A 25,508-nucleotide genomic window follows, 5' to 3' on the forward strand; every position below is an offset into this window, starting at 1 on the left:
ACGCCTCCACCGCCCAAACCGCCCCACGCCCCCCGCCACCCGAACGGCCCCACGCCGGCGCCGCCCGAACCGCCCGACGCCCCCACCGCCCGACGCCCACGCCGCCCCACGGCCCCACGCCCAACCGCCCACGCCCACGCCCACAAGCTCCCCCACCCCACCGAATAGCCCCACCCCCACAAACTCCGCCGATCATGGAGCCGTGGTGGCGACAAAAGCACCACTGCACCAACAATTCCGGCACCACAAGTCCAAGATCGACGAAAACGGGGCTGGTCGGAGCACAGGTGTGCCGTTCTGCGCGGCGGCTCGAGGCGCCGTGACATGTGGTTATGCGTCCGGATTTGGTACCGGCGTAATTGATCTGTATGAATTAGGAGAGTCTTAAGTGGGCTTTAGAGCATCGTTTGCCGGGTCGTGATGTTGAACCGGTACCCGATACCGTCTGCCATCGTCCCGCTACCAGGGACTCGACCCGTACCGCTGGAGAAAGTAGACACTCGATGTTGCGCAGGGCTCACGCCCCAGCACATGTGCGGAAGCCGACCCCAGCAGCGCGCCGGACCCGGGCGCTGACGATCATCGGCGGCACCGCTACAGCCATATTGACGGCGTCCGTTCTGCCCATTCTGGCCGGCGACAATGGCCTCTCGCTGCGGCCCGTCGCCGACAGCACGGTCACCCAGGTGCCCCAGGACGGTGACACGGAGGCCAAGACCACGCTTGCCAGCTGCCCGGCGCTGTGCGACCGCAATCCGCGCGGCCGGCGCGACGCCACCTTGAAGTTCGCGGTGGACCAGCTGCCGGCCAACGCCACCGACGTACGGGCGAAGCTGCGGGTGTACTCGTGGCACGACATCACCGCCCGGATCGTCACCCGCACCGTGGTCGGTGACCTGCGGGCCGCCGTGACGGCCGACCAGCTCGCCGACGTGCTGCCGGTGCAGTCGGCGGACCGGGTGCGGAAGGGCTACAACGAATTCGACGTGTCCGCGTCGGTTCAAGGCAACGGCACCTACACGTTCACGCTGTCGCAGGAGAGCCATAACACCCGGGTCTACTGGGCCTCGCGGGAGAACTCCCGGGAGAACCTCCGCCCGGAACTCGTGCTGTCCTACTCGACCTCGTCGAAGCCGACGGCGACGCCCACCACGCCGGCCGTGACGATGCCGCCGCCCACCACGTCGCCCACCCCGGCACCGAAGCCGACCACCACGAAGCCGACCAGCAGCAAGCCGTCGACCACCGCCCCGAAGCCGCCTCCGACGTCACCGACGGCCACACCGCCGGCCGTGCCGAAGGACTGGAACCTGGTCTGGTCGGACGACTTCAACGGTGACAGCATCGACCGGTCGAAGTGGAACGTCCGCGACGGCGAGGGCCGCGACATCGACCTCGGCTGCAACGTGAGCAGTCCGAAGAACTCGTTCGTCGGCGGCGGCAACCTCACCATCCGGGCGCTGCGCCAGAGTGCCACGTGCAGCGGGGAGACCCGCCCGTTCACCCAGGCCTATCTGGACACCATCGGCAAGCACTCGTGGCAGTACGGCCGGTTCGAGATGCGCGCCAAGTCGCCGAACAAGCCGGATACGTCGAAGGGGTTGTGGCCGGCGTTCTGGCTGCGGCCGAACGACGGTGGCAACGGTGAGATCGACGTGACCGAGCTGCCCGGCGGCAAGGACTGGTACGGCAAGTCCACCGCGGCCATCTTCTACGACTACACCCCGGTCAAGCAGGACACCCGGATCGCGTTGCCGGGTGGCGGGTATCCGGGCGACGGCTTCCACACGTACGCCACCGAGTGGGACGCCACGTCCATCAAGTGGTATCTCGACGGGAAGCTGGTGTGGACCCGGGACAAGAGCACCACGTCCTGGTACGACAAAGCGTTCCACAAGCCGTACAACCTCCGGCTGAATTTCCAGGTCGGTGGCTGGTTGGGTAACCCGGACGCGAAGACGAGCTTCCCGGCCGACTTCGTCGTCGACTACGTGAAGGTCTACCAGCGCTGACACACACCCGACAGGGTCCCGGTCCGCACCACCGGGACCCTGTCGTCAGCGCCGGGAATCCCTTACTGTCGAACGCGTGCCGCATGAACCCACCTCGGTTTCCGCCGCCGCGATCCCCCGCCCACGCATCCCGTCCGACGGCCCGTCCGGGGCCGGCTCCCCGACGTTTCCCGACGGCGACCCGCGGGCCCGGCACGACGGCATCGGGTGGGTCACCCGGGCCGTCTTCCCGGACCGCTCCCTGCGACTGACGGTGGGCGACGGCACAGACCACACCCCGGTGCGGTACGCGGTGATTCCGTCCCTCGGCCACGCCCGGTTCCTGCTCCCCCTGGCCTCCCGCACGGTGACCGCGGCGTCCCTGCTGGCGTACAACGCGCTCCGCCCACCGAAGGTGCGCGCCTCGCGCGCCGCGATCGGCCTGCTCGCCCGCGCCGGCGCGCTCGGCCTGACCCGCGCGCCGGTGCTGTCCGTGCACGGCGGACCGTTGCTCTGGGACCATCTGGCCGAGCTGCTCGGCGTGGACCGCCTGCACGCGGCGATCGGCATCCGCCCGCCGGATCCGCACCACAAGCCCACCCTGCAGCTCTTCGACGACCACGGGCGGCCGCGCGGATACGCCAAGATCGGCTGGAACGACGGCACCCGTGCCATGGTCCGCGCCGAGGCCGCCACGCTGACCGACCTGCCCGAGCCGAGCGGCGACCTGCCCGCGACGCCGCGCCTGGCGTTGCACACACGGTGGCAGGACCGGGAGGTCGCGGTGATCGAGCCGATGCCCCGGTCGGTACGCCGGATCCGCCGGCCCGGCACACCCCGGATCGAGGCCATGCTCGCGGTGGCCCGCCGGGGCGGGCCACCGGCCCCGCCCCGGCCGTTCGGCGAGTCGTCCTTTCTGGACACCTGGCGCCGCCGCGCCACCGGCGCGCCACAACCCACCAGCACCGCACAACCGACCGGCACCGCACAACCGACCGGCACCGCACAACCGACGGACACGCCGCAGACAACCGGCCGCCCGCAGACGACGGACGCGCCACAGCCGACCGGCGCCCCGCACACCACAGGCACGCCGCACACCACAGGCACGCCGCACACCACAGGCACGCCGCACACCACAGGCACGCCGCACACCACAGGCACGCCGCACACCACAGGCACGCCGCACACCACAGGCACGCCGCACACCACGGGCACGCAGCAGCCGACCGGCACGGTCACGATCGGAGCCGCCATCGAGGCGCTCGTGGCCCGGGACGGCGATCTGGAACTCGAATTCGGCGACTGGCACGGCGACTGGGTCCCGTGGAACATGGCCCGTCACCGCGGCGGTCTGCTCGTGTGGGACTGGGAGAACCGCGCGCCGGACGTACCCGTCGGATTCGATCTGGCGCACCAGGCGTTCCAGACCGCGCTGTCCACCCACGGGCGGCCCGCCGCGGCCTGCGCCGCGGCGGTCGACGAGGCGCTGCACAGTCATGGCGCGGCGCTCGGGCTGGGGCCACGCCGGCAGCGCCTGGTCGCGGACGCCTACCTGGTGGAGCTGTGGTTGCGCACCTACGAACTCTCCGCCGGAGGCGCCGGCTGGAACCCCAAGCTGCACCCCGCGCTGCTGCACGTGCTGGCGCAGCGCCTGGCCGGCTGACCGGTCAGGACCAGGCGAACGTCATCCCGAGCCGGTCCGCCAGCGCCTCGTTGTGCGGCCGGTAGTACGACCGCAGCTCGGCCCGGACCGCGTCGTCCATCCCCCGGCTGGGCCGGTCGTTGAACACGTCGTACGCGGGCAGCTGGTACGGCGGCAACCCGATGAAGTCGAGGATCTTCGCGTACGACGCCGCCGGGTCGCGGTAGAACGTCTCGCTCGCCAGGAACAGCAGCTGCGAGCGGTCGAACCGGTCCAGCCAAGGTTCCAGGTGGTCGAGGTAGCGGCCCCGCTCCCGGTAGGTGTACCAGTCGTACGCCTCGCTGACGTACGTCGGGTCGGCGAGCAGCCGCTCCCGCTCCCCCGCGGTCCGGTCCGGTTCGGCGGCCAGCGCGGCGGCGAAGTCGAGCGGCTCCTTGCCCTCGGTCCGGCGTTCCTTCCAGTGCGAGTAGGCCCGCTCCACCGGGTCCCGCAGCAGCACCACCATCCGCGCCTGCGGCATCAGCGCGGCCACCCGGGCGGCGGCCAGCGGGTGGAACATGTACAGCGGCGCGGCCTCGCCCACCTTCGACGGGCCGCCGTGCCGGCGTTCCAGCGCGGCCCGCTGCCGGCGGGTCGGGAAGTGCGAGCGGTACCAGGCCTCGCCTCGGCCGAAGTTCTCCTCGAAGTAGTGCGACGTCTTGGTGTTCCACGCCGGGAACAGCGGCGGCACGAGCGGGTGCTGCAGCAGGTACCGCCACAGCGACGTGGTGCCGCCGCGCTTCGTGCCGATCACCAGGAAGTCCGGCAGCGGACGCTGATCGGCGGTGCGCTCGCCGTACTTGACCAGCAGTTCCCGCAGCTGCTCGCGGGCCTGGCGGGGCGCCGCCCGCTTGATCCTGTCCTTGACCGTCACGATGACCTCTCCGGTTGGGGGTGCGGCCGGAGCTGGCTCCGGACCTTCGACAGGGCGGACCGGACCCGCCGGCTCGCCAGGGCGGCGGCGCACCCGCCCAGCAGCACGCCGAGCGTCACGGCCAGGCCGGGCAGGCCCCGGCCGCCGGTCAGCACGCCCAGCGTGCCGGCGGCCAGCGTCGCCGCGACCAACGCGCCGGCGGCCAGCACCAGCGGGCGGGAGAAGAGGGGCGCGCCGAGCGCACGCCGGGCCAGGATCGCGGCCAGGACGTTCTCGCAGACGATGCCGAGCGACCAGGCCACCGCGGCGCCGAGCGCGCCGTGCCGCGGGATCAGGACCAGGCAGCCGGCCACGTTCAGGGTCAACCCGGCGACCGTGGCGAGCAGGTGCCCGCGGCTGTTCCCGCTCATCAGCAGCACCGTCTGCACCAGGCCGACGCCGACGTTGACCAGCATCGCGGCGGCCAGCACCGCCATCGGCCCGGCGCCGGCCGCGAACTCCGGCCCGAACAGCGCCAGGAACGCGGGCGCGAACAGGGCCAACAGGAGGTACGCCGGCCAGGACAGCAGCACGATCCACAGGGTGGTGCGCCGGTACACCGCGGCGGCGTCCGGCCGGCGGTCCGTGCCGAGCAGCCGGGACAGCTGCGGCGCGATCGCCACCCGTAGGCCCTGCATGACGAGCAGGCCGGCGAGCGCGTACCGGCCGACCGCGGCGAACACGCCCGCCTCGGCCTGGCCGGCCAGCGCTCCGGCGAGCAGCACGCCGACCCACATGCTGCTGGCGTCGATCGCCACCGACGCCGCCCGGGGCAGCGCGAAGGACCAGAACGGGCGCCAGTCGGCCGGCGCCGGGCGGGCCACGCCGAGTGGCCGGGCGACGAGCAGCAGGCCGAGCACCGCGGCGACGCCGACCGGCACCAGCCAGCCGGCGAAGCCGAGCAGCACCCCGCCGCCGGCCGCCACCGCGCCGGCCACCAGCAGCGGACGGGCGATCGGCACGAACAGGAACTGCACCCCGACGTACGCGGTGACGTTGCGGGTGGCGCGCACCGCGGCGAGCAGCACGGTGGCCGCCACGATCACCGGTACGCCGACGAACGCGACCCGGATCAGCGCGGTGGCGTCGGCGGAGTCGAGCAGCGCCCGGCCGACCGGCCCGGCCGCGGCGACCCCGGCGGCGCCCACGGCCAGCGCCAGCCCGAGCGTGGGCAGCAGCGCGACCGGCAGCAGGCGGCCGGCGGTGTCCCGCGGGCGGCGCGGAATCGCCCACATCAGCCCGGTGTCCGCGCCCAGGCAGCAGATCGCGCCCACGATGGTGACCAGGCCGATGACGGTGAACAGCGCGCCGGAGCCGTCCGCTCCGTAGGTCCGCACGATGACCGTGGTGAGCACGAACCCGAAGGCGCCGTTGACCGCCGCGCCGGCCAGCCCGACGGCGCCGCTGCGGGTGCTGCGCCGCACCTCGTCCGGGGCCGGCGTGGTGGCCGCTCCGGCACTCACGAGGCGCCCCGGTTGACCGGTCCGTCCAACGCCGCCAGCCCGAGCGCCATCCCGAAGCAGAGCACCGCCAGGTTGGGGTCGATGTAGGAGTAGAACGGGGTCACCACCACGGCGATCACCGGCAGCGCGCTGAGCCACAGCCCGCGCGGGGTCACCGCCGCGGCCAGCCGCCGCGCGAGCACCGCCAGCAGCAGGTACACGCAGACCGTGGCGGGAATCCCGTGGCTGTACAGGAGTTGCCAGATCAGGCCCTGGGTGCCGAGCGGCTCGGCGGCCGTGGTGGTGTCCACCGAGTTCGGCTGCCCGAAGCCGAGCAGCGGGGACTCCACCACCGCCGCCCACGTCTGCGCGTACAGGTCGAAGCGGTCGGTGTTGGTGTCGGTCGTCGAGGTGCGGTTGGCGATCATGTCGGCCACCGGGATGAACAGCGTGACGATCCAGGCCAGCACCAGGATCGCGCCGACCGGCAGCAGCAGCCGTACCCGGCCCCGGACGACCTCCCGGCCCAGCAGGTAGAGCACGCCGGCGCCAAGGCCGATGAACATGCCGCGGTTCAGCGTGAGGAACGCCGGCACCAGGGACAGCGGCAGCGACACCAGCAGGCCGATCCGCCACGCGCCGCGTTTCACCGAGGAGAGGTACGCCAGCACGAACGGCACCAGGAAGCAGTACGCGGTGCCCCAGTTGTTGGTGTACGGGTACGGCGCCGCCGGCCGGTAGATCGGGTTGCTGCTGAGCGGGTTGAACTCGGTCGAGTCCAGCCGCGCCACGTCGGTGATGAACCGTTCGCTGGCCACCCCGGACGGCAGGATCATCTCGAACGGGCTGGCCATGCTGAACGTGGGCGCCAGCACGCCGAGCCAGCCGAGCGCCACCATGGCGAACCAGTACACGCACAGCGGGCGGGCGATCCGCGTCCAGGACGTGCCGTCGCGGGCCAGGTTGTAGACGTACAGGCCGACCAGGAACGCGGTGATCAGGTGGCCGTACCGCAGGCCGAACACGATCAGCGAGGTGACCTCGTGGAGCCGGGTGGCGCTGAGCGCGGTGAGGCTCAGGAAGATCAGCCACAGCGTGGTGCCGGTCGGCAGCCGGATGTGCCCGCGCGTGGCGAGCAGCAGGAACAGCACGACGCCGAAAACCGGCCAGACGAAGTACCAGACGCCCAGCGCCCACCAGAGCGGCATCAGGCCGAACATCAGCGCCGGCGGCCACAGCGGCAGACCGGCGGTGCGGACCATCCAGGCGTTCGGGTCCCGGACCCCGTCCTCGACGGTGGCGACCGCGCGCACCGGGACCAGGGCCCGGCCCTTCGCCAGGAGCGTCCTAGACACCCCTTCCCCGCTTCTGCGCCATGCGCAGCACCCGCTCCCCGGAGATCACACCCAGGATCACGGGTACGGTGACCAGCACCCGCTTCTCCCGCGGATTGAGCCGGACCACCGCCGCCAGTTCGCGTACCGCCTCGGTCCGGCGGTGACCGGAGGCCAGCGCGAACGCGATCTGGCCGCGGATCCGGGCCATCCCGCTGCGGCTGCGAGCCAGCTCGGGGTGCTTGTCGATGAGGTACCGCTGCGCCTCGACGATGGTCGCCCACCGGCCGAAGTAGAACGATCCGCCGTGCCAGTTCACCACCACGAGCGGTTCCCGGCAGATCCCGATCGCGGTGTGCCCGGCGACCCGGAGCAGCCACTCGTAGTCCTCGCTGTAGCCGCCCGGGATGTCCTCGTCCACCGGGCCGGCCGCCGCCCACGTCGAACGCCGGACCAGCATGGTGCTGGAGTGCACCTCCATCACCCGGTCGGCGAGCAGCTCGTCGAACGTGACCCGGTCCCGGTCCAGCACCCGTACCGTGTCGATGCCGGGTCCCTTGAGCCGGAGCCCGCAGCTGACCGCGCCAACCGCGAGGTCGGCCAGCAGCGCCACCTGGCGGCTGAGCTTGGTGGGCAGCCACAGGTCGTCGTCGTCGCAGAACGCCAGCAGCTCGCCGGTCGCGGCGTCGACCCCGCTGTTGCGGCCGCCGGGCAGGCCCTGCCGGTGCCCGTTCTGGATGAACTTCACCGCCCGGTTCCGGCCGGCCGGCACGGCGAACTCGCGCACGTCGGTGTGGTCGTAGACGACGATGCACTCGATCGCGCCCGGATAGTCCTGGCCGAGGATGCTGCCGACGGCCCGCTCCAGCAGGCCGGGCCGGTCCCGGGTGGCGACGACGACGGTGACGGACGGGTACGTGGTGACGTCGGTGTCAGGCACCGCGACCTCCGGTCAGGACGAAACCAACGGTCTGGGCACCGGCCGAGCGCAGCCGGTCGACGAGCCGGGTCAGTTCCCGGTTGCGGGTCCGGTCCCGCGCCACCACCAGCACCGCCACGCCGGACTGGGCGGCGCGGACGCCGCGTTCGTCGGTGTCCGACGGCGGGGCGTCCACCACCACCACGCCTTCGGTGGGGTGGTCGTCGAGCGGGCACACCGTCACCTCCCCGGCGCCGACCGGCACGCCCGCCGGCCGGTTGCCGGCCGGCGGTACGACGACCGGCGTCCGGGGCGCCTCGATCACCAGCGTCGCCTCGGGGTCGTCGGTCCGCGTCTCCGCGCCGGCCAGCGCGGTCCGCCCGGCCGGGCCGCTCACCCGCGGCACGGTCAGCGCCGGCCGCGGCCCGGAGCCGATCCGGTCACCCGCGGGCGAGCCGTTCAGTCGCGGTTCGGCCGGCGTCTCGCCGCCGGTGACGCCGCCCGGGCGGGACCGCGGCGGCGTGCGCTTCTGCGCGGCGTCCAGGATCTTTCGCAGTGCGTCGTGGGACTCCGGCGGGGCGGCGAGCCAGACCCGCTGGCCGGCCTCGGCCAGCGCCGCGGCGAGGTTGCCGCTCACCGTGCTGCGGCCCTCGTCATCGCGCCCGGACAGCAGCACCAGCGGGCGGTCCGGGTGCCGGTCGATCCACTTGAGAATGGCCAGCGACACGTACCGGGCGTCGGCCGCCGCGGCCGCCTCGCTGCGCCGGCCGGCCGACCGCACCACGCCCAGGGCCGGCACGCCGATCAGGTCGGCCGCCTGGTCGAGGGAACGGATCCGGCGGTCCAGCGCCTCCCGCGCGTGCGCGGCGACCATGCCCAGCAGTGCACCGCCGAGCACGCCGCCGACCACGTACAGCAGACCCGCGTCGTGGCTGGACGGCAGCGGCGCGCGGGCCGCCGCGGTGATCGACCCCGGGCTCAGATCGGCCGAGGCGATCTTCGCCCGCTGGTTGGCGAGCTGGGCCACCTGGTCGTTGAGCGCACCGACCTGGTCCAGCATGGCCTGGGTGCGCGGCGGCACCGTGTCGGTGGAGGAATCCAGGCTGGGCAGTTCCTTCTGCGCGGCCTTGCGCTGGTCGTTGACCTGCCGGATGGTGCTGTCGTAGGAGAGCAGCAGGGAGGACCGTTGCTGCTGGTAGATGGCCTCGCGGACCCGCAGGTAGGTCTGCGCGGCCGCGTTGGCGCCGGTCACCGCCTGGTCCTGGGCGTCGTCGCCGTACTGGAAGCGCAGCACCTGACCGCCGGTCGGTACCTCGACGGTGAGCGCGCCGCGGACCTCGTCGGGGTCCCGGTTCAGGATCCGGGCCGTGGTGTCGATGACGTCGTTGCCCATCGCCACCCCGTTCTCCGCGGTCATGTTGATGACCCGGTCCGCGCCGCTGGACGGGTAGGTGAACGGGTCGGTCACCACCGGGCGCAGCACCACCACGGTGGTGGCCTGGTAGGTCGCCGGGAAGAAGAACAGATAACCCAGGACGGCAAGTGCGACGGCGGCGGTGGTGGCGAGCACGATGCGCCATCGGCGCAGCGGGATCCTTATGACGTCCGCGAAGCCCACGACGCGCTGCCGGCTCGCGGCGACGGCATCAGTGACATCCATGGTTGACATCTCCCCGACGGAGTTGGTGCGGCGGACCGGCCGTTCCGCCGGTCGCCGGGCCGCAGCGTTGCGACCCGGCGCCCGGCGGGCGTCCGGCCTAGGAGGTGGCGTAGAACAGGGTCGGGTTGCTCCAGGTCGTGGCCGGCGTGCCCGCCGCCACGACGGTCGCCGCGGTGGCGTCCACCGCGACGTCGGCGGCCGGGTCGAACGGAACGCTCCGCAACGTGCCGTCGATGGAGCCGTACACCAGATTGCCGTTCACCAGCGTCATCCCGCGCACGGTGCGCCAGTCGATGCCCTCGGTGGGCAGCGTGAACGGGGAGCATCCGAGCAGGTAGCCGTCCGGTGTGAGGTAGCGGTACTGCAGCGCGTTGCCGGTGGAGGTGACGTAGTACATCCGGCCGTTCAGGTAGAACGCGCCGTTCATCGCCGCCGCGTTGTACCAGGAGTTGAAGCTGTTACCGGTCCACGGTGCACCGATCGTGCCGCCGGTGAACATCGAGATGCTGAAGACGCTGCCGGACGGCGCCGTCACGTCGGTCTTCGACCAGTACAGCTTGTTGGCCACCACGAACGCGCTTCGCGCCGAGGTCAGGTTGGGCTGCGCCACGACGGCCGGCGTGCCCAGCCCGTCCGGGCCGTACGGCACCTTGGTCACCTGGCCGTTGCCGGCGCCCAGGTAGAGGAAGCCGGGGCTGCCCTGCGGCGCGTCCTGGACCGCGACGGTACGGCCGCTCGCGGTCGGGAACAGCGCCTGCCGCCCGTGGTACTCGTTGCCCAGCCCGTCGGAGTCCTGCCCCACGTAGAGGCCGTTGCTGCCCTTCCACAGCTCCCAGACGATCGGGCCCCAGTTGGTGCCGCCGTCCGGCAGGTTGCCGCCCGGTGAGCGCCCGGGGTTCCAGTTCAGCGGCAGGCCGTTGTTCGCGTCCAGGGCGCCCAGGCCGTACCGGTCGATCCCGCCGTTGCCCCGGCGGTCGCTGCCGTTGGCGTTGTTGAGCCAGCGGAAGTGCCCGGCCACGTACACGATGCCGTCGGCGACCTCGACCGAGGTGACCGAGTCGGTGCCGGTGAAGTTCACCCAGGTGGCGACGGCCTCGCCGCGATGGGCGGTCTCGTACCGGACGATCGCGTCGCAGTACCCGTCGCCCCGCCCGCCGTCCGCGATGATGACGAAGTGGCTGCCGTCGTCGGAGAAGTCCACGTCCCGGGCGTAGAACGGGAAGCCGCTGTGGCAGGGTGCCTCGTACCGGTCGGTGTGCCAGCTGGTGACCGTGGGCAGGCCGGTGGTGTCGATGACCGCGACCTGGTTGCGCGGCTCGCCGTTCACCACGGTGAAGTTGCCGGTCGCGACCAGCGTGCCGCCGTCCGGCGAGACCGCGATGGCCCAGACCAGTTCGAACGAGTTGTCCATCGGCCGGGCGCCGCTCGCGTCCACCTGGAAGCTCGCGTCGATCGCGCCGGTGGTGGCGTTGAGCCGGGCCAGCAGCGAATGCTCGGTGCCGTTGACCCAGTGGAACGCGCCCGCGATGTAGAGGTAGTTGCCGTGCACCACGGCCCGGCGCACCACGCCACCGTCGGCCCGGCCCACCCAGCTGCCGATGGTGTCGCCGGTGGCCGGGTCGAGCGCCACCAGGTTCTTGCGGGCGACGCCGTTGACCGTGCCGAAGTTGCCGCCCACGATGAGCTTGCCGTCCGGGCTGATCGCCAGCGTCTGCACCGCGTTGTCGAATTCGGGCGTGAAGTTCGGCCGCAGCGCGCCGGTGCCGGCGTCGTACGCGACCAGATAGCTGGCCGGCGACCAGTCCGCGGCGCCGGCGGCCTTGATGCCGGTGAACGACCCACCGGCGTAGATGGTGTTGCCGATCTGCGCGAAGGCCCGGATGCTGCCGTTCTGCGCGTGCGGTGTGTAGTCGACCGGGTTACCGGAGACGAGCCTCGCCGGAGCCGGCGAGGGTATGTAGACGGCTTGCGCCGGAATGGCGGTCGTGGCGACCGTCAGACCCAGCACCAGGGCCGGCACCAGAAATCTGGTGAGCGGCCGAGGCCCGGGTCGACGTGAACGGAACACTGGCACTCCTCATCGAGCGTTTCGGACTAGGACGGGATCGTGGGCACCAGGCGGAACGGCGCCACCGACGGACTTGCGCGTACCGACCATGCGGCGGCGGCCTCCAGGTCGGCGAGGCTGACCTCGTCCGCCTCGCGGGCCACGACCAGCTGCCGGCCCTCCAGTTCGCGCGCCATGGCGACCTGGTGGTCATCGACGTGCTCGCCGTGCAGCCGGCGCCGGGGCACGTACACCGCGCGGCGACCGGCCTGCATGGCGGCCAGGGCGGAACCGACGCCGGCGTGCGAGATCACCACGTCCGCCTCGCTCATCGCCTGGCGCATCTCCGCGACCGGGACCTGCCGCCGGGCGTCCGGCGGCATCCGGTCGATCCGGGTGGCGCCGACCTGCCAGAGCACGTCCAGACCGCGGGGCAGCACGTCGACCAGCCGGTTCAGCAGCCGCGGGAACGTGTAGCGCTCGTGCGTGCCGAGCGTGACCACGACCTTCCGTACCGGTCGCGGCCGTTCCACCGGCGCGGCGGTGAACGCGTCGAAGATCGACCCGCCGAACCGCCAGGTCTCGTTCGCCCAGGACGGGTACTGGGTGTACAGCGTGGTCCGCGGCAGCCGCGCGGCCATCCGCCCGGTCAGTGACGGCCCGTCGGTGCGGGTCGCGCTCTCGATGTACGCGCACTCGATGCCGGCCGCGGTGGCCGGCACGAAGAAGGACATGGCGATGCTCGCCCCGGTGCTGATCACCCGCTCGTACCGGTGCCGGCGGAACATCCGGCGCGCGACCAGCAGGTCCCGGATCGCGCCGGCCAGGTCGCGGCTGGTGGCCGGCGGCGCGTGCACCACGTCCTCGCCGTCCAGCAGCGAACGGCTCTGCGGGCTGTCGAAGGTGACCCACCGCCGGTCCGTCACGCCGAGCCTGGGCACCAGGTCGTGCAGTTCGGCGAGGTGGCCGCCGGTCGAGGCGACGAGCAGCGTGGTCATTTCGCCGGTTCCAGCGGTACGGCGGCCGGCGGCGCGGCGTCCGGCACCGGTCTGGACCCGGTGACCGGATAGCGGCCGGCCAGCACGCAGACGGCGACGGCGAAGCCGAGGAACAGCGCCGGTCCGAACAGCACGCCGGCGATCACGTCGGTGAACCAGTGCTTCTGCACGTAGATCCGCGAGTAGCCCTCGTAGCAGGCCAGCAGGAACACGAACGTGCCCAGCGCGACGTGGCCGCGCCGGCTCATCCGCCAGGTCAGCGCCGCGAACAGGGCGAGCGTGCCGAAGACCATGACGATCCGGGCGATGCCGCCGGACGGGTACGACCCCAGGCCGGTCGGCGGGTGGCCGCGGTCCACCATGCCGGTGACGATCGCCTGCACGTACTGCTCCAGCGGGAACTGCGCCCCGATCGCGACCAGTGGAATCCAGAACCGCCGGCGCCACAGCACCGCGAAGACGGCGGCACCGGCCGCGGTGACCCACTTCAACGGGTACCGGTCACCGAGCGCGGTGTAGACCCAGTTGAAGTCCTCGAAGGCGGGGTTGCGGCGGGTGGTGACCCAGTTCAGCACCGGCCAGTCGATCGCGTCCTCGAGGCGGTGCGCCACCTCGCCGAGCGGCCAGAACACCGCGACCACCGCGGCCGACCAGGCGAGCACGACGACCAGCGCGGCACCCGGCCGGCCGAACGCGGTGATCAGCCCGTCGATCGCGGTGGCGGTTCGGGCGGCGAACCGGCTGCCGGCCAGGCTCCGCAGCGGCCCGTACGCCAGCAGCGGCCCGGTCACCAGCGCGAAGATCACCACAAAAGCCGCGATGAAATACAGTGTTACCACCGAGCTGTCCCCATCCTGCGGCGTCCCCCACCGCGCGAACACTTCCCTGCCTCGACGGGCGCCCCGCTGCGCCGGTCAGTACGCCCCGCGACCCCGCATGACCACCAGCGCGGTGCGCATGAGGATCACCAGGTCGACCGTGAGCGACCAGTTCTCCACGTACTGCAGGTCCAGCCGGATCGAGTCCTCCCAGGACAGGTCCGACCGGCCGCTCACCTGCCACAGCCCGGTCATCCCCGGCTTGACCACCAGCCGGCGCCGCATGTCGTGCGGGTACTGCTCCACTTCGCTGGGCAGCGGCGGCCGCGGGCCGACCAGCGACATCTCGCCCAGCAACACATTGATCAGTTGCGGCAGCTCGTCCAGCGAGTACCGCCGCAGGATCCGCCCGCACCGGGTGACCCGGGGGTCCTGGCGCATCTTGAAGAGCACCGCGCCGAACTCGTTCCGCTCGCCCAGCTTCTGCAGCCGCTGCTCGGCGTCCACGTGCATGGTGCGGAACTTGTACATCCGGAACATCTCGCCACCGCGCCCGACCCGGACCTGCCGGAAGAACACCGGCCCGCCGGTGTCCGCCCGGATCACCAGCGCGATGGCCAGGAACACCGGCGCCAGCAGGACCAGCAGCAGCGCGGCCAGCGACGCGTCGAACATCGCCTTGATCAGGCGGCGTCCGCCGGCCAGCCGGGGGTGTTCGATGTGCATCATCGGCAGGCCGTCCACCGGACGCACCGTGATGCGGTCCCCGGCCGTGTCGACCAGGGCCGACGAGACGATCAGGTCGATGTCGTCGCGCTCCAGCTCCCAGGCCAGCCGGCGCAGCATCGGGCCGTCCAGCTCCGGGCAGGAGAGCACCATCACCGTGTCCGCGCCCGCCGCGGCGGCCGAGTTGGCCGCGGCGCCCAGCGCGCCGAAGACCGGCACGTCCACCACGCCGGCCGCGTCGGCCAGCTGGTCCGCGGGCAGGCAGGCGCCGATCACCTGCAGACCGTGGTGGTACTTGCGGTGCAGCTGCTCGGTGGTCCGGGCAACCGCCTGCGCGTGCCCGAGCACCAGCACCCGGTGCATGCAGTGACCCCGGCGGCGGACCTTGTGCAACCGCTTGCGCAGCAGGAACCGCCCGAGCAGGGAGAGCGCGGTGGTCAGCACCAGCACGATCAGCAGGTAGCCGCGGGCGATCTCCGCGTTGAACACGTACGACGCCAGGGCCATGCCCACGGTGAGCCGCACCCCGGCCCGCACCACCCGCTGGTACTCGTCGGGTCCGACGAACAGCAGCCGCCGCTCGTAGGCGTGCGTCATGGCCAGCACGCCGAGCCAGATCACCGGAATCAGCGCGGAAAGCAGCAGATACCACCGTGCGTAGGGCGCACCCTGGAAACGCAGCACGAAAGCTGCCAATGTCGCGATCAAGGTGGCGCCGAAGTCGACCACCAAGAGCCGTTTGACGTAGCCGGCCTCCCACACCCAGCGGTCAGCGAGCCCGTGCTCCGGAAGGTCACCGAGATCCCCTTCGGCGACTCCGGAATACGATGCCGTTGTCGGTATCGAACCTGTGTCGGCGTCATCCGCCGTCGTTCCCGTCGTTGTCACGACGCCCCTGCCTCCAGTGAGTCCCCACGCCCACCGGGCACCAACCCGCAAAGCAATGCCACGCCCCCAAAACCCTTGGCCCGCAATAAGAAGCGCTTGGACGCCCAGGCGGTGAACGCTAGACGAGGTTCAGGAGATTACCGACCCGTGGGTCGTAATCCTTACTGACGCTCCGAACAATTTCCGGATGCCGGTTCGGATGGCATCCTCGTGCATTGCAGGTGAACTCAGGTCTACATCGGACAAAATAGCAGTCGTACCGAGGGCCACGGAACCCACAATCGCCGACAATTCCCATGTCCGATTCGTCACATAGGCGGCCGTGATTTGTCCGTTACGGGCGAGTGGGGGCGCCAAACCGTAACACAACCGACGCCGAAGGGCGCCGTCGTGCTCGTCAAGGTCGATGAACCCGCGCCACGGCCGGCGTCGCGGCATTCACGGCCCTGGCCCGAACGGCCCACTTGACAATAGATAAGTGGCCGAGTCTGATCGAAACGGATCACTACGATTGAGGTGATTACGTCGCTGCGATCCTTGTCAATGACCCCGGCCCGATCCCGCGCAGGCTTCGCCCTGACTGTTTCAGATCAGTCATGCCCAATCCGTGGGAGCGATCCCACGGGCCGCTCCGGATCGTCCAATTCGGCCCCCGGCGACGGTCCGAACCCGATCTCCCGCCGCCGGATCGCCCGCTGCGGCGCGCCCGCCCGCTTCCCCTCAGGCCGGCCGGTGGGGGTCCTGACCGCACGGTCGTCACGTCCTCGCGGGGTATACCCGTCCCGCTCCATCTCATTCCTCCGCCGCCGGCCGGCTCCGGCAGACCCCACACCGCGGGCTCCGGCCGGGTCGGATCTCCGGGGAGTGGGTGCCCGGCTCCGGGAGCTGACGTGACCGCGGCTACCCGGGCCGGACGACGGGCGCCGTCCTCACTCCCAGCGGAATCCGCGCGCCGCCGCCGTCAGCGATCCCGCCGCCCACAGCCCCAGGCCGGCCCAGACCCCGCCCGGCACCGCCGTCCCCGCCGTCAACGTGTTCCGCAGCGCCTCCGCGTGCGCGGCCAGGGGCAGCAGGAAATGCCCCGCCGCGCCGAGGTCCGGCGCCGCGAACATGATCCCGCCGGCGGCCAGCATCAGGACGTAGATCAGGGTCGCCGCCGCGGTCACCGTCTCCGGGCGCAGCAGGCTGGCGATCCACAGGGCCAGACCGGAGTACGCCGCCGTGGCCAGCACGGTCACGCCCAGCGCCGGGAGCACCTGGCCGAACTCTGGCCGCCAGCCCACCGCGACGCCCACCGCCGCGAGCACCAGCAACTGCAGCGCGACCAGGCACAGGATGGCGGCGGTCTTGGCGAACAGCAGCCCGGGGCGGGTCAGCGGGGAGGCGCCGAGTCGTTTCAGGACGCCGTAGCTGCGTTCGTACCCGGTGGTGATCGCCTGTCCGGTGAACGCCGTGGACATCACGGTCAGGGCGAGCACGCCGGGCACCACGTACCCCAGGCGGTTCCCGGTGGGCAGGTTGGTCGCGCGGGTGAGGCCCGCGCCGAGCAGGACCAGCAGGGGTACGCCCATCGCCAGCACCACCGCCTCGCCGCGGCGCGCGGTGAGCAGCAGTTCCATCCGGATCTGCCGGCCCACGACGGTACGCGTGGCGGCCCGCCCGGGTGCGGGGGTGAACGTTCCGGTCATCGCAGCACCTTCGCGGTCAGTGCCAGGTAGACGTCCTCGAGGGTGCGCCTGCGGGTGTTCACGGCGGTGACCTGCGCACCCGTGTCGGCGAACCAGGTCAGCACCGCGGCGATCCCGGCGCTGTCCAGCGTGCCGGAGATCGTGTACTCGCCGGAGGCGTCCTCGGTCGCCGTGAGGCCGGGGCGGCCGGTCGCCAGCGTGGCGATCGGGAGGCCGGCGTCGGCGTGCACCTCCAGCAGGTCGATTCCGGCGACCGCGGTCAGCTCGGCCGGTGTGCCGGTCGCGGCGACCACCCCGGAGCGCATGATGACGACGTGGTCGGCGAGGCGTTCGGCCTCGTCGAGCAGGTGCGTGGTGAGCAGGACGGACACGCCGTCGGCGCGGAGTTCCTCGATGAGCTGCCAGGTGGTGTGCCGGGCCTCGGTGTCCATGCCGGCGGTCGGTTCGTCCAGGAAGACCAACTCGGGGCGGCCCACCAGGGCGACGGCGAGGGCGAGGCGCTGTTGTTCGCCGCCGGACAGCCGGCGCCAGCGGGTCTTCTCCACGGTACGCAGGCCGAGCCGGTCGAGCAGCATGCCGGTGTCCAGCGGGTGGGCGGCGAACGACGCGAACAGCCGCAGGATCTCGCCCACCGTGGCCCACGGGTAGACGCCGCCGGACTGCAGCATGATGCCGATCCGGGGCATCAGCGCGTCGTGGTCGGCCACCGGATCGAGGCCGAGCACCCGGGCCGCGCCGCCGTCCGGGCGGCGGAAGCCCTCGCACACCTGCAGCAGGCTGGTCTTCCCGGCGCCGTTGTTGCCCAGCAGGGCGAGGACCCGCCCGCGCGGCACGGTCAGCGACACCCCGTAGACGGCGGTCGTGCCGCCGTAGCGCACCACCACTTCTCGCGCCTCGACGGCGTCTGCCTGTTCCATCCCAGCCCATCGGTCAGCGGACATCGCTCCGGCCACGATACGTGGGCCCGACCGGACGCCTGCCGCGTGGCTCGGGCCGGACCGGGACCCGGTCGGTAAGGTGCCCGGCATGACGGACCGGACCGCCGCAGTGGAGATCTACACCGACGGGGCCTGCGTGCCCAACCCCGGACCCGGCGGCTGGGGCGCCGTCCTCCGCTACGGCGCGTCGGAACGTGATCTCTGCGGCGGCGAGGCGGGCGCCACCACGAACAACCGGATGGAGCTGATGGCGCCGATCCGCGCGCTGGAGACGCTCACCCGGGCGCCGCTGACGGTGCGGGTCTACACCGACAGCATCTACGTCCGCGACGGCATCACGAAGTGGCTGACGCGGTGGAAGGCGAACGGCTGGCAGACCTCGGCCCGGCAGCCGGTCAAGAACGTCGACCTGTGGCAGCGGCTGGACGCGGCGGTGAGCCGCCACGACGTGCAGTGGCACTGGGTGAAGGGGCATGCCGGCCACCCGGAGAACGAACGCGCCGACCGGCTCGCCGCCCGCGGGCTCCAGGAGGCCCTGACCGGGGCGGAGCCGCCCGCACCGCGGACCGCGCCGGCCCCGGACACCGCGCTGTTCTGACCGGACCTGGACGACGAGGACGTGGCATGACCGCCGCCGAGGTCCACCCGTTCCGCATCCGGATCGGCGACGACGCCCTGGCCGACCTGCGCGACCGCCTGCACCGCACCCGCTGGCCGGAGCCGGCGACCGCGCCGGGCTGGGCGCAGGGCCCGCCGGTCGACGAGATCCGCGCGCTGTGCCGGTACTGGGCCGACGACTACGACTGGCGCGCCACCGAGGAGCGGCTGAACCGCCACCCGCAGTTCCGCACCCGGATCGACGGCCTGCGCATCCACTTCCTGCACCTGCGCTCGCCGCACCCGGAGGCCACGCCGCTGGTGCTGACGCACGGCTGGCCGGGCTCGTTCGCCGAGTTCGAGAAGGTGCTGGCCCCGCTGACCGACCCCACCGCGCACGGCGGCACGGCGGCCGACGCGTTCCACGTCGTCTGCCCGTCCCTGCCCGGGTACGCGTTCAGCGACCGGCCGGCCGCCGCCGGCTGGACCGTCCAGCGGATCGCCGACGCCTGGTCGGAGCTGATGGGCCGGCTGGGCTACCCGCGGTTCGGCGCCCAGGGACACGACTGGGGCACCAGCGTCAGCACCGAGATCGGCAAGCGGCATCCGGACCGGGTGATCGGCCTGCACCTGGTGCCGCCGCTGGCCGCTCCCGACCCGGCGACGTTCGACGACCTCACCGACGCGGAACGGGCGGCCATCGACGATCTCGAGCGGGCCGCCGACGCCGGCGACGGCTACTCGCTGCTGCAGGCGACCCGGCCCCAGACCATCGGGTACGCCCTGCTCGACTCCCCCGCCGCCCTGTGCGCCTGGATCGTCGAGAAGTTCCACGCCTGGACGGACTGCGACGGCGACCTGTCCACCGTCCTCACCCGCGACGAGCTGCTGGACAACCTGATGCTCTACTGGCTGCCCGGCACCGGCGCCTCGTCCGCCCGGCTCTACCAGGAGAGCTTCGCCGAGGTGCGGGCGCTGTTCCGGACCGGCGGCACCGACACGGTCGACGTGCCGACCGGCTGCTCCATCTTTCCGAAGGAGAACCCGCGACCGTCGCGGCGCTGGGCGGCGAAACGCTTCACCGACATCCGGTACTGGAACGAGCCACCCCGGGGCGGCCATTTCGCCGCGTTCGAGCAGCCCGGCCTGTTCGCCGACGAGGTACGTGCCTGCTTCCGCGCCTTCCGCGGGCCCGGTGCGCCGGACGCCGGCTCGCGGCCGAACGCCGACTCGGGGCCGGACGCCGACTCGCGGCCGAACGCGGGCTCGGGATCGGATGCCGGCTCGCGGCCGAACGCGGGCTCGGGATCGGATGCCGGCTCGGGGCCGCCGCCGCGGTGAGGGCGCCGCTGGGTCAGGCGTCGGGCAGACCGGCCGCATACGCCGCCGCGACCTTCTTCGGCACCACCATGCGCCAGGCGTCGAGCACCAGTTCGGCCGCCTGCCGCTCGTCCAGCTCGGACATCCACGCCTGCACCCAGTGGAACCGCAGGTCGGACGCGCCCGGCAGGTGGAAGGTGGCCGGGTCGGAGGCCACGAGCGCGGCCCGTTCCTCCTTGGGGAAGGCGAAACCCAGCACGGTCTCGTCACGCGAGAACGCCAGGTAGACGATCTGGCCGACGCGGAACTTCACCCGGTCGTGGATCACGTGCTCGGTGCTGCGTGGAAGCGGCCCCGCGATGCGCCGCACGTCGTCGACGGTAACCATGGTGGGACGCTACCGCCGGCGTACGACAAGACCGGCGTCGTTCCACACCCGGCGCGGCACCCGGACGCCCGCCGGGTCACCCGGGCCCGCACCGGGTCGCGCCGGCCCGCGCCGGGCGGCGCGGGGTCCCCGTCGGTGCCGCCGAATCCACGCCAAGTGCCGCCGGGTCCCGCCGGGTCCCGCCGGGTCCGCGCGCCGCCGGGTCAGGATGCTGCCGGATCAGGACGATCGGGGCTTGGGGACGGCCGGCCGTGCGGTCGGTTCGGCGGTGCCGGAGTCGTCGGCCGGGTCGCCCGGCGCCTCCTCGGTGCCGGGCGGCGGCAGCGCGCCCGGGACCTTCGCGCGGGCCACCCGGTCCGGGTTGAGCCGGTAGGTGACCGCCCGCACGAGTTCCTGCGGCACCAGGTGCCGGCCGCGGCGCGGGAGCCGGCCCGTGGACCGGCCGGACTTCGACCGCGTACCGGGGGGTGCCGGATCTCCGGACGACCCGGCACCCCCGGCGGGCTGACCGCCGTCCGCGGCTCCGGAAGCACCCGCGTGCCCGCCCGGCAGCGCAGACCCGTGAACCGACCCACCCGGCGCGCCCGACACCTGGCCGTTCGCCGGCCCACCGGCCGGCACCGAACCGCTCCCCGGCCGACCGGCCGACACCGAACCGCTCCCCGGCCGACCGGCCGACACCGAACCGCTCCCCGGCCCACCGGCCGGCCCGGAGCCGTTGACCGACCCTCCGGCCGGCCCCGGGCCGCCTCCGGGTGGCCCGCTGACCGGCGGGAAGGCGGCCGGCCTCGGCGCCGGGAACGGCGTCGCAGCGAACGCGGCCGCGGCCCGGGCCGACGAACTGCCGGACCCCGACGGACCACCGGAGGACCCCGACCGACTGCCGGCAGACCCCGACCGACCGGCACCCGCCGGGGACGGCGGCGGCAACATCGGGGGCACGTCGGCCGCCGCCGGAAACCCCGGCGGAACGGCGCCCGGCGGAACGGCGCCCGGCGGAACGCTTCCCGGCGCCCCGGCCTTGTCCCCGCGCGGCCCGACCATCCGCGCCGCCATGGTGAACGTGCTGCGGGCCGCGTCGTCGTAGCCCTCCCGGTACGCCTCCTCCCGGTCGGCGTCCATGCGGTACCACTGGTGCAGGCGTCCGACGGCGTAGCCGGTGCACACGGCGAGCAGGGCCAGGAGCGCATAGACAAGTGAGGGGGCGGTCATGCTGTGATTCTCGCGGCGTGAATAGACGGAGAGCTATGGCCCGTTCGACGTACCCCGATCGAATTAACTCGAAGGCTCACCGGCTGACCGTTAACTCTTCGTGGTCCCGAAGGGGTGCCGCGGGGGCCATCGATGCCATACTTGCGCTTCCTCCCCAGCACAGTTCGGAGCACCATGTCCGCACCCGGGTCCACCCACGGGGCGGCCGTCCGCCGGCCGACGTTGACGCAGGTGGCGGCGCTCGCCGGCGTCAGTCTCAAGACGGCGTCGCGGGCGCTGAACCGCGAGCCGAACGTCGCGCCGGACACCGGCCGCCGGGTCCGGGACGCCGCCGACCTGCTCGGATACCGCCTGAACGGGATCGCCCGGGAGTTGCGCCGCGGCGCCACGTCGACCCTGGTCGGGCTGATCAGCGGGGACCTGGCGAACCCGTTCTACTCGGCGGTGGCCAGCGGCATCGAGCGGGAGCTGCGCCAGCACGGCCTGCAACTCGTCACCGCGAACAACGACGAGGACAGCGGGCTGGAACGTCACCTGGTGGAGGCGTTCCTGGAACGCCGGGTGCGGGCGCTGCTGGTGGTGCCCAGTGCGGACCGGCATGACTATCTGGCGGTGGAGGGCAACCGGGGGGTGCCGTTCGTGTTCGTGGACCGGCCGCCGAACGGGGTGGCGGCCGACGCGGTGCTGATCGACAACTCGGGCGGCGCCCGGTCCGCGGCGGACCATCTGCTCGGCGGCGGGCACCGTCGCATCGCGCTGGTCGCGGACCTGGCCCGGAAGGCGCCGCAGCGGGAGCGGATCGACGGGTTCATGGCGTCGATGCGGGCGGCCGGCAACACCGAGTGGGAGCCGTACCTGCGGACCGACGTGCACGACGCCCGCCGGGCGGAGGCGACCGTACGGGATCTGCTCGCCCTTCCGGACCCGCCGACCGCGATCTTCACCGCCAACAACCGCCTGACCACCGGGGCGCTGCGCGCGTTGCGGGACCGGCCGGAGCCGCCCGCCCTGGTCGGCTTCGACGACTTCGACCTGGCCGACGTGCTGGGCACCTCGGTGGTGGCGCACGACGCCACGGCGATGGGCCGGGAGGCGGCGCGGCTGGCGTACGAGCGGATCAGCGGGCACACCGGGCCGGCCCGGACCGTCGTCATCTCGACGTCCGTCATCGCCCGTGGTTCCGGGGAGCGGCCCGTCCGGTAACGGGTGGTATCCGGGCCGGGAGAGCGATCTCAGCGTACGAAAGAACGGGTGAAGTACCGCAAGAGTTTGCTGGAGCCGTACTATGTGTCGGTGCGCGCCCGGCTATCCGATATCGCCCGCCAGGCCGGCGTCAGCGAGGCCACGGTGTCCCGGGTGCTCAACGACCGCCCGGGCGTCTCCACCGACACCCGCCAGGCGGTGCTGACGGCGCTCGACGTCCTGGGCTACGAGCGCCCGGAACGCCTGCGTAAGCGCAGCGCCGGGCTGGTCGGCCTGATCGTGCCGGAGCTGGAGAATCCGATCTTCCCGGCCTTCGCCCAGGTGATCGAGTCGGCGCTGGCGCAGTCCGGCTACACCCCGGTGCTGTGCACCCAGACCCCGGGCGGCGTGACCGAGGACGAGTACGTGGACATGCTGCTGGACCGGCAGGTGTCCGGCATCGTGTTCGTGGCCGGGCTGCACGCGGACACCACCGCCAGCCGGGACCGGTACGACCGCCTGGTGCAGCGGCCGCTGCCGATCGTGCTGATCAACGGGTACACCGACGGCATCGACGCGCCGTTCGTGTCCTGCGACGACCGGCTGGCCGGCGAGATGGCGGTGTCCCACCTGGTCGCGCTCGGGCACCGGCGGATCGGGTTCATCTCCGGCCCGGACCGGTTCATGGCGGTGCAGCGCAAGCTGGACGGTTACCGCACGGCTCTGCGCCGCGAACTCGGTGCGTCCGGGCCGGAGCTGGACGAGCTGGTGGCGCTGACCCTGTTCGGTGTGGAGGGCGGCGAGGTGGCGGCCGGCCGACTGCTCGACCGCGGCGTCACCGGCGTGGTGTGCGGATCGGACCTGATGGCGCTGGGTGCGATCCGGGCGGCCCGCCGGCGGGGGCTGGACGTGCCGCGGGACGTCTCCGTGGTGGGCTTCGACGACTCTCCGCTGATCGCGTTCACCAATCCGCCGCTGACTACGCTGCGTCAGCCGGTCGCCGCGATGGGGGTGGCCGCGGTGCGTTCCTTGTTGGACGAGATCAACGGGTTCGGCGCGCCCCGCTCCGAATATCTGTTTTCGCCGGAGCTGGTGGTGCGCGGTTCGACCGCGATCACCGCGGGACAGCGGGCCGGAGCACCGGCCACCTCGCCTGCAGCTTGATCAGGAACGCCGCCGGCGGATCTCTTAGGTTTCCTGACTGAAGTTCTGCCACGCAATCGTTACGGTCACGATCTCTGGAAACCGTTGCGTAACATGCAAGTTCAGCCTTGACTGTTTCGCGGGTAACACTCCGCTCGGCCATGGTTCGTTTCCGTAGCCGACGCAACCACGGGAACAGGGAGAGGTATGTCAATCCACCGCAAGGGCACGCGATTCCGCATCGCGCTCGCCGGGACGGTCAGCGTCGGGCTGGTGCTCGGCGTGACCGCGTGCGGCGACGGCGACGGCGACTCCGGCGGCGGCACCACGGCGTCCGCCGCGGCCATCGACTGCGCGCAGTTCAGCAGCTACGGCGACCTCAAGGGCAAGACCGTGACTGTCTACACCGGCATCGTGACGCCGGAGGACAAGCCGCAGATCGACTCGTACAAGCCGTTCGAACAGTGCACCGGCGTCACCGTCAAGTACGAGGGCGACAAGGCGTTCGAGACCCAGGTGCTGGTGCGGGCGAAGGCCGGCAACCCGCCGGACCTCGCCTACGTGCCGCAGCCGGGCCTGCTCAAGCAGCTCGTCGCGACCGGCAAGGCGGTCGAGGCTCCCGCACAGACCGCGGCCAACGTCGACAAGTTCTTCGGCGAGGACTGGAAGGCGTACGGCACGGTCAACGGCAAGTTCTACGCCGCCCCGCTCGGCGCGAACGTGAAGTCGCTGGTGTGGTACTCGCCCAAGGAGTTCACCGACTCCAGCTACACGGTGCCGACCACGCTGGACGAGCTCAAGGCGCTGACCGACAAGATGGTCACGGACGGTAAGAAGCCGTGGTGCGCCGGCATCGCCAGTGGTGAGGCCACCGGCTGGCCGCTCACCGACTGGATGGAAGACATGATGCTGCGGCTCTCCGGGCCGGAGACGTACGACAAGTGGGTCAACCACCAGATCCCGTTCAACGGCCCCGAGTCGACGGCGGCGCTGGACGCGGTCGGCACGTACCTGAAGAACGACAAGTACGTCAACGGTGGCCTGGGCGACATGAAGAGCATCGCCACCACCACGTTCCAGGACGCCGGCCTGCCGATCACCGAGGGCACCTGCTCGCTGCACCGCCAGGCGAACTTCTACGCCGCGAACTTCGACAAGGACACCAAGGTGGCCGAGGACGGCGACGTCTTCGCGTTCTACCTGCCGGGCAAGGACGCGCAGACCAAGCCGGTCCTGGGCGGCGGCGAGTTCGTGCTGTCCTTCGCGAACCGGCCCGAGGTGCAGGCGTTCCAGACCTACCTGTCGACGGACACCTGGGCCAACGCCAAGGCGGCCATCTCGTCCGGCTGGGTGAGCGCCAACTCGGGGCTGGACCCGAACAAGCTGACCAACCCGATCGACAAGCTGTCGGTGACCATCCTGCAGGACAAGAACGCGGTGTTCCGCTTCGACGGCTCCGACCAGATGCCGGCCGCGGTGGGCTCGAACGCGTTCTGGAAGCAGACCACGAGCTGGATCACCGGTCAGGACACCAAGACGACGGTGGACAACATCGAGAAGGCCTGGCCCAAGTAGCCGGTCCGAGAAGCTGACGTGATCGAACGGCCGGACCGGCCGAGG

The 25,508-nt window shown here is 72.1% G+C and carries 20 protein-coding genes; 7 read left to right on the plus strand and 13 right to left on the minus strand.

The annotated features are described in order from the left end of the window. The first annotated feature begins 605 nt into the window (after window positions 1-605). Window positions 606-2,012 carry a family 16 glycosylhydrolase gene (locus LDL48_RS26885; protein ID WP_225258013.1) on the plus strand — a complete coding sequence of 469 codons (1,407 nt, stop codon included), beginning with the start codon at window positions 606-608 and terminating at the stop codon, window positions 2,010-2,012. A 127-nt stretch (window positions 2,013-2,139) separates the two neighbouring features. Continuing rightward, window positions 2,140-3,657, plus strand: a complete 1,518-nt coding sequence (locus LDL48_RS26890) for a hypothetical protein (protein ID WP_443667679.1) — start codon at window positions 2,140-2,142, stop codon at window positions 3,655-3,657. A gap of 4 nt (window positions 3,658-3,661) precedes the next feature. Here LDL48_RS26890 and LDL48_RS26895 read toward each other — a convergent pair whose 3' ends face one another. From LDL48_RS26895 to LDL48_RS26945, 11 genes are all read right to left on the minus strand, one after another. Then, entirely contained in the window at window positions 3,662-4,552 is an 891-nt protein-coding gene (locus LDL48_RS26895; RefSeq protein ID WP_225258116.1) for a sulfotransferase domain-containing protein, read from the minus strand. Then, window positions 4,546-6,051 carry a lipopolysaccharide biosynthesis protein gene (locus LDL48_RS26900; protein ID WP_225258015.1) on the minus strand — a complete coding sequence of 502 codons (1,506 nt, stop codon included), beginning with the start codon at window positions 6,049-6,051 and terminating at the stop codon, window positions 4,546-4,548. The genes LDL48_RS26895 and LDL48_RS26900 overlap by 7 nt, the downstream gene beginning before the upstream one ends. Next, window positions 6,048-7,385 (minus strand): O-antigen ligase family protein, encoded by a 1,338-nt coding sequence (locus LDL48_RS26905; RefSeq protein WP_225258016.1) that lies wholly within the window; start codon window positions 7,383-7,385, stop codon window positions 6,048-6,050. Before LDL48_RS26905 ends, LDL48_RS26900 begins: the two co-directional genes overlap by 4 nt. Further along, window positions 7,378-8,304, minus strand: a complete 927-nt coding sequence (locus LDL48_RS26910) for a glycosyltransferase family 2 protein (RefSeq protein WP_225258017.1) — start codon at window positions 8,302-8,304, stop codon at window positions 7,378-7,380. The genes LDL48_RS26905 and LDL48_RS26910 overlap by 8 nt, the downstream gene beginning before the upstream one ends. After that, window positions 8,297-9,943 (minus strand): hypothetical protein, encoded by a 1,647-nt coding sequence (locus tag LDL48_RS26915; RefSeq protein ID WP_225258018.1) that lies wholly within the window; start codon window positions 9,941-9,943, stop codon window positions 8,297-8,299. The genes LDL48_RS26910 and LDL48_RS26915 overlap by 8 nt, the downstream gene beginning before the upstream one ends. A 97-nt stretch (window positions 9,944-10,040) precedes the next feature. Beyond that, window positions 10,041-11,966, minus strand: coding sequence for a WD40 repeat domain-containing protein (locus LDL48_RS26920; RefSeq protein WP_225258117.1), 1,926 nt, complete (start codon window positions 11,964-11,966; stop codon window positions 10,041-10,043). Window positions 11,967-12,037: 71 nt separating this feature from the next. After that, window positions 12,038-12,988 carry a glycosyltransferase gene (locus tag LDL48_RS26925; protein WP_225258019.1) on the minus strand — a complete coding sequence of 317 codons (951 nt, stop codon included), beginning with the start codon at window positions 12,986-12,988 and terminating at the stop codon, window positions 12,038-12,040. Then, window positions 12,985-13,827, minus strand: a complete 843-nt coding sequence (locus LDL48_RS26930; RefSeq protein ID WP_225258020.1) for a phosphatase PAP2 family protein — start codon at window positions 13,825-13,827, stop codon at window positions 12,985-12,987. The genes LDL48_RS26925 and LDL48_RS26930 overlap by 4 nt, the downstream gene beginning before the upstream one ends. A gap of 75 nt (window positions 13,828-13,902) precedes the next feature. Next, window positions 13,903-15,420, minus strand: coding sequence for a sugar transferase (locus tag LDL48_RS26935; RefSeq protein WP_225258021.1), 1,518 nt, complete (start codon window positions 15,418-15,420; stop codon window positions 13,903-13,905). Between the two features lie 929 nt (window positions 15,421-16,349). After that, entirely contained in the window at window positions 16,350-17,108 is a 759-nt protein-coding gene (locus LDL48_RS26940; RefSeq protein ID WP_225258022.1) for an ABC transporter permease, read from the minus strand. Beyond that, entirely contained in the window at window positions 17,105-18,025 is a 921-nt protein-coding gene (locus LDL48_RS26945; RefSeq protein ID WP_225258023.1) for an ABC transporter ATP-binding protein, read from the minus strand. Before LDL48_RS26945 ends, LDL48_RS26940 begins: the two co-directional genes overlap by 4 nt. 109 nt (window positions 18,026-18,134) lie before the next feature. Between LDL48_RS26945 and rnhA the strand changes: the two genes are divergently transcribed. Continuing rightward, a complete protein-coding gene (gene rnhA, locus LDL48_RS26950) occupies window positions 18,135-18,644 on the plus strand; it encodes a ribonuclease HI (RefSeq protein WP_225258024.1) in 510 nt (169 codons plus the stop codon). Between the two features lie 26 nt (window positions 18,645-18,670). Continuing rightward, a complete protein-coding gene (locus LDL48_RS26955; RefSeq protein WP_225258025.1) occupies window positions 18,671-19,984 on the plus strand; it encodes an epoxide hydrolase family protein in 1,314 nt (437 codons plus the stop codon). Between the two features lie 13 nt (window positions 19,985-19,997). Here LDL48_RS26955 and LDL48_RS26960 read toward each other — a convergent pair whose 3' ends face one another. Continuing rightward, window positions 19,998-20,351 (minus strand): MmcQ/YjbR family DNA-binding protein, encoded by a 354-nt coding sequence (locus LDL48_RS26960; RefSeq protein WP_225258026.1) that lies wholly within the window; start codon window positions 20,349-20,351, stop codon window positions 19,998-20,000. A 219-nt stretch (window positions 20,352-20,570) separates the two neighbouring features. After that, window positions 20,571-21,563 (minus strand): hypothetical protein, encoded by a 993-nt coding sequence (locus LDL48_RS26965; protein WP_225258027.1) that lies wholly within the window; start codon window positions 21,561-21,563, stop codon window positions 20,571-20,573. A gap of 174 nt (window positions 21,564-21,737) precedes the next feature. On the opposite strand from LDL48_RS26965, the gene LDL48_RS26970 reads away from it, so the two are divergent. From LDL48_RS26970 to LDL48_RS26980, 3 genes are all read left to right on the plus strand, one after another. Further along, complete coding sequence (locus tag LDL48_RS26970; RefSeq protein WP_225258028.1) at window positions 21,738-22,766, plus strand: LacI family DNA-binding transcriptional regulator; 1,029 nt, start codon at window positions 21,738-21,740, stop codon at window positions 22,764-22,766. 90 nt (window positions 22,767-22,856) lie between these two features. Then, a complete protein-coding gene (locus LDL48_RS26975; RefSeq protein WP_225258118.1) occupies window positions 22,857-23,909 on the plus strand; it encodes a LacI family DNA-binding transcriptional regulator in 1,053 nt (350 codons plus the stop codon). Window positions 23,910-24,095: 186 nt separating this feature from the next. Next, window positions 24,096-25,463, plus strand: coding sequence for an ABC transporter substrate-binding protein (locus LDL48_RS26980; protein WP_225258029.1), 1,368 nt, complete (start codon window positions 24,096-24,098; stop codon window positions 25,461-25,463). Window positions 25,464-25,508 lie beyond the last annotated feature (45 nt).

Source organism: Jidongwangia harbinensis, from assembly GCF_020216025.1.
GTDB lineage: Bacteria > Actinomycetota > Actinomycetes > Mycobacteriales > Micromonosporaceae > Actinoplanes > Actinoplanes harbinensis.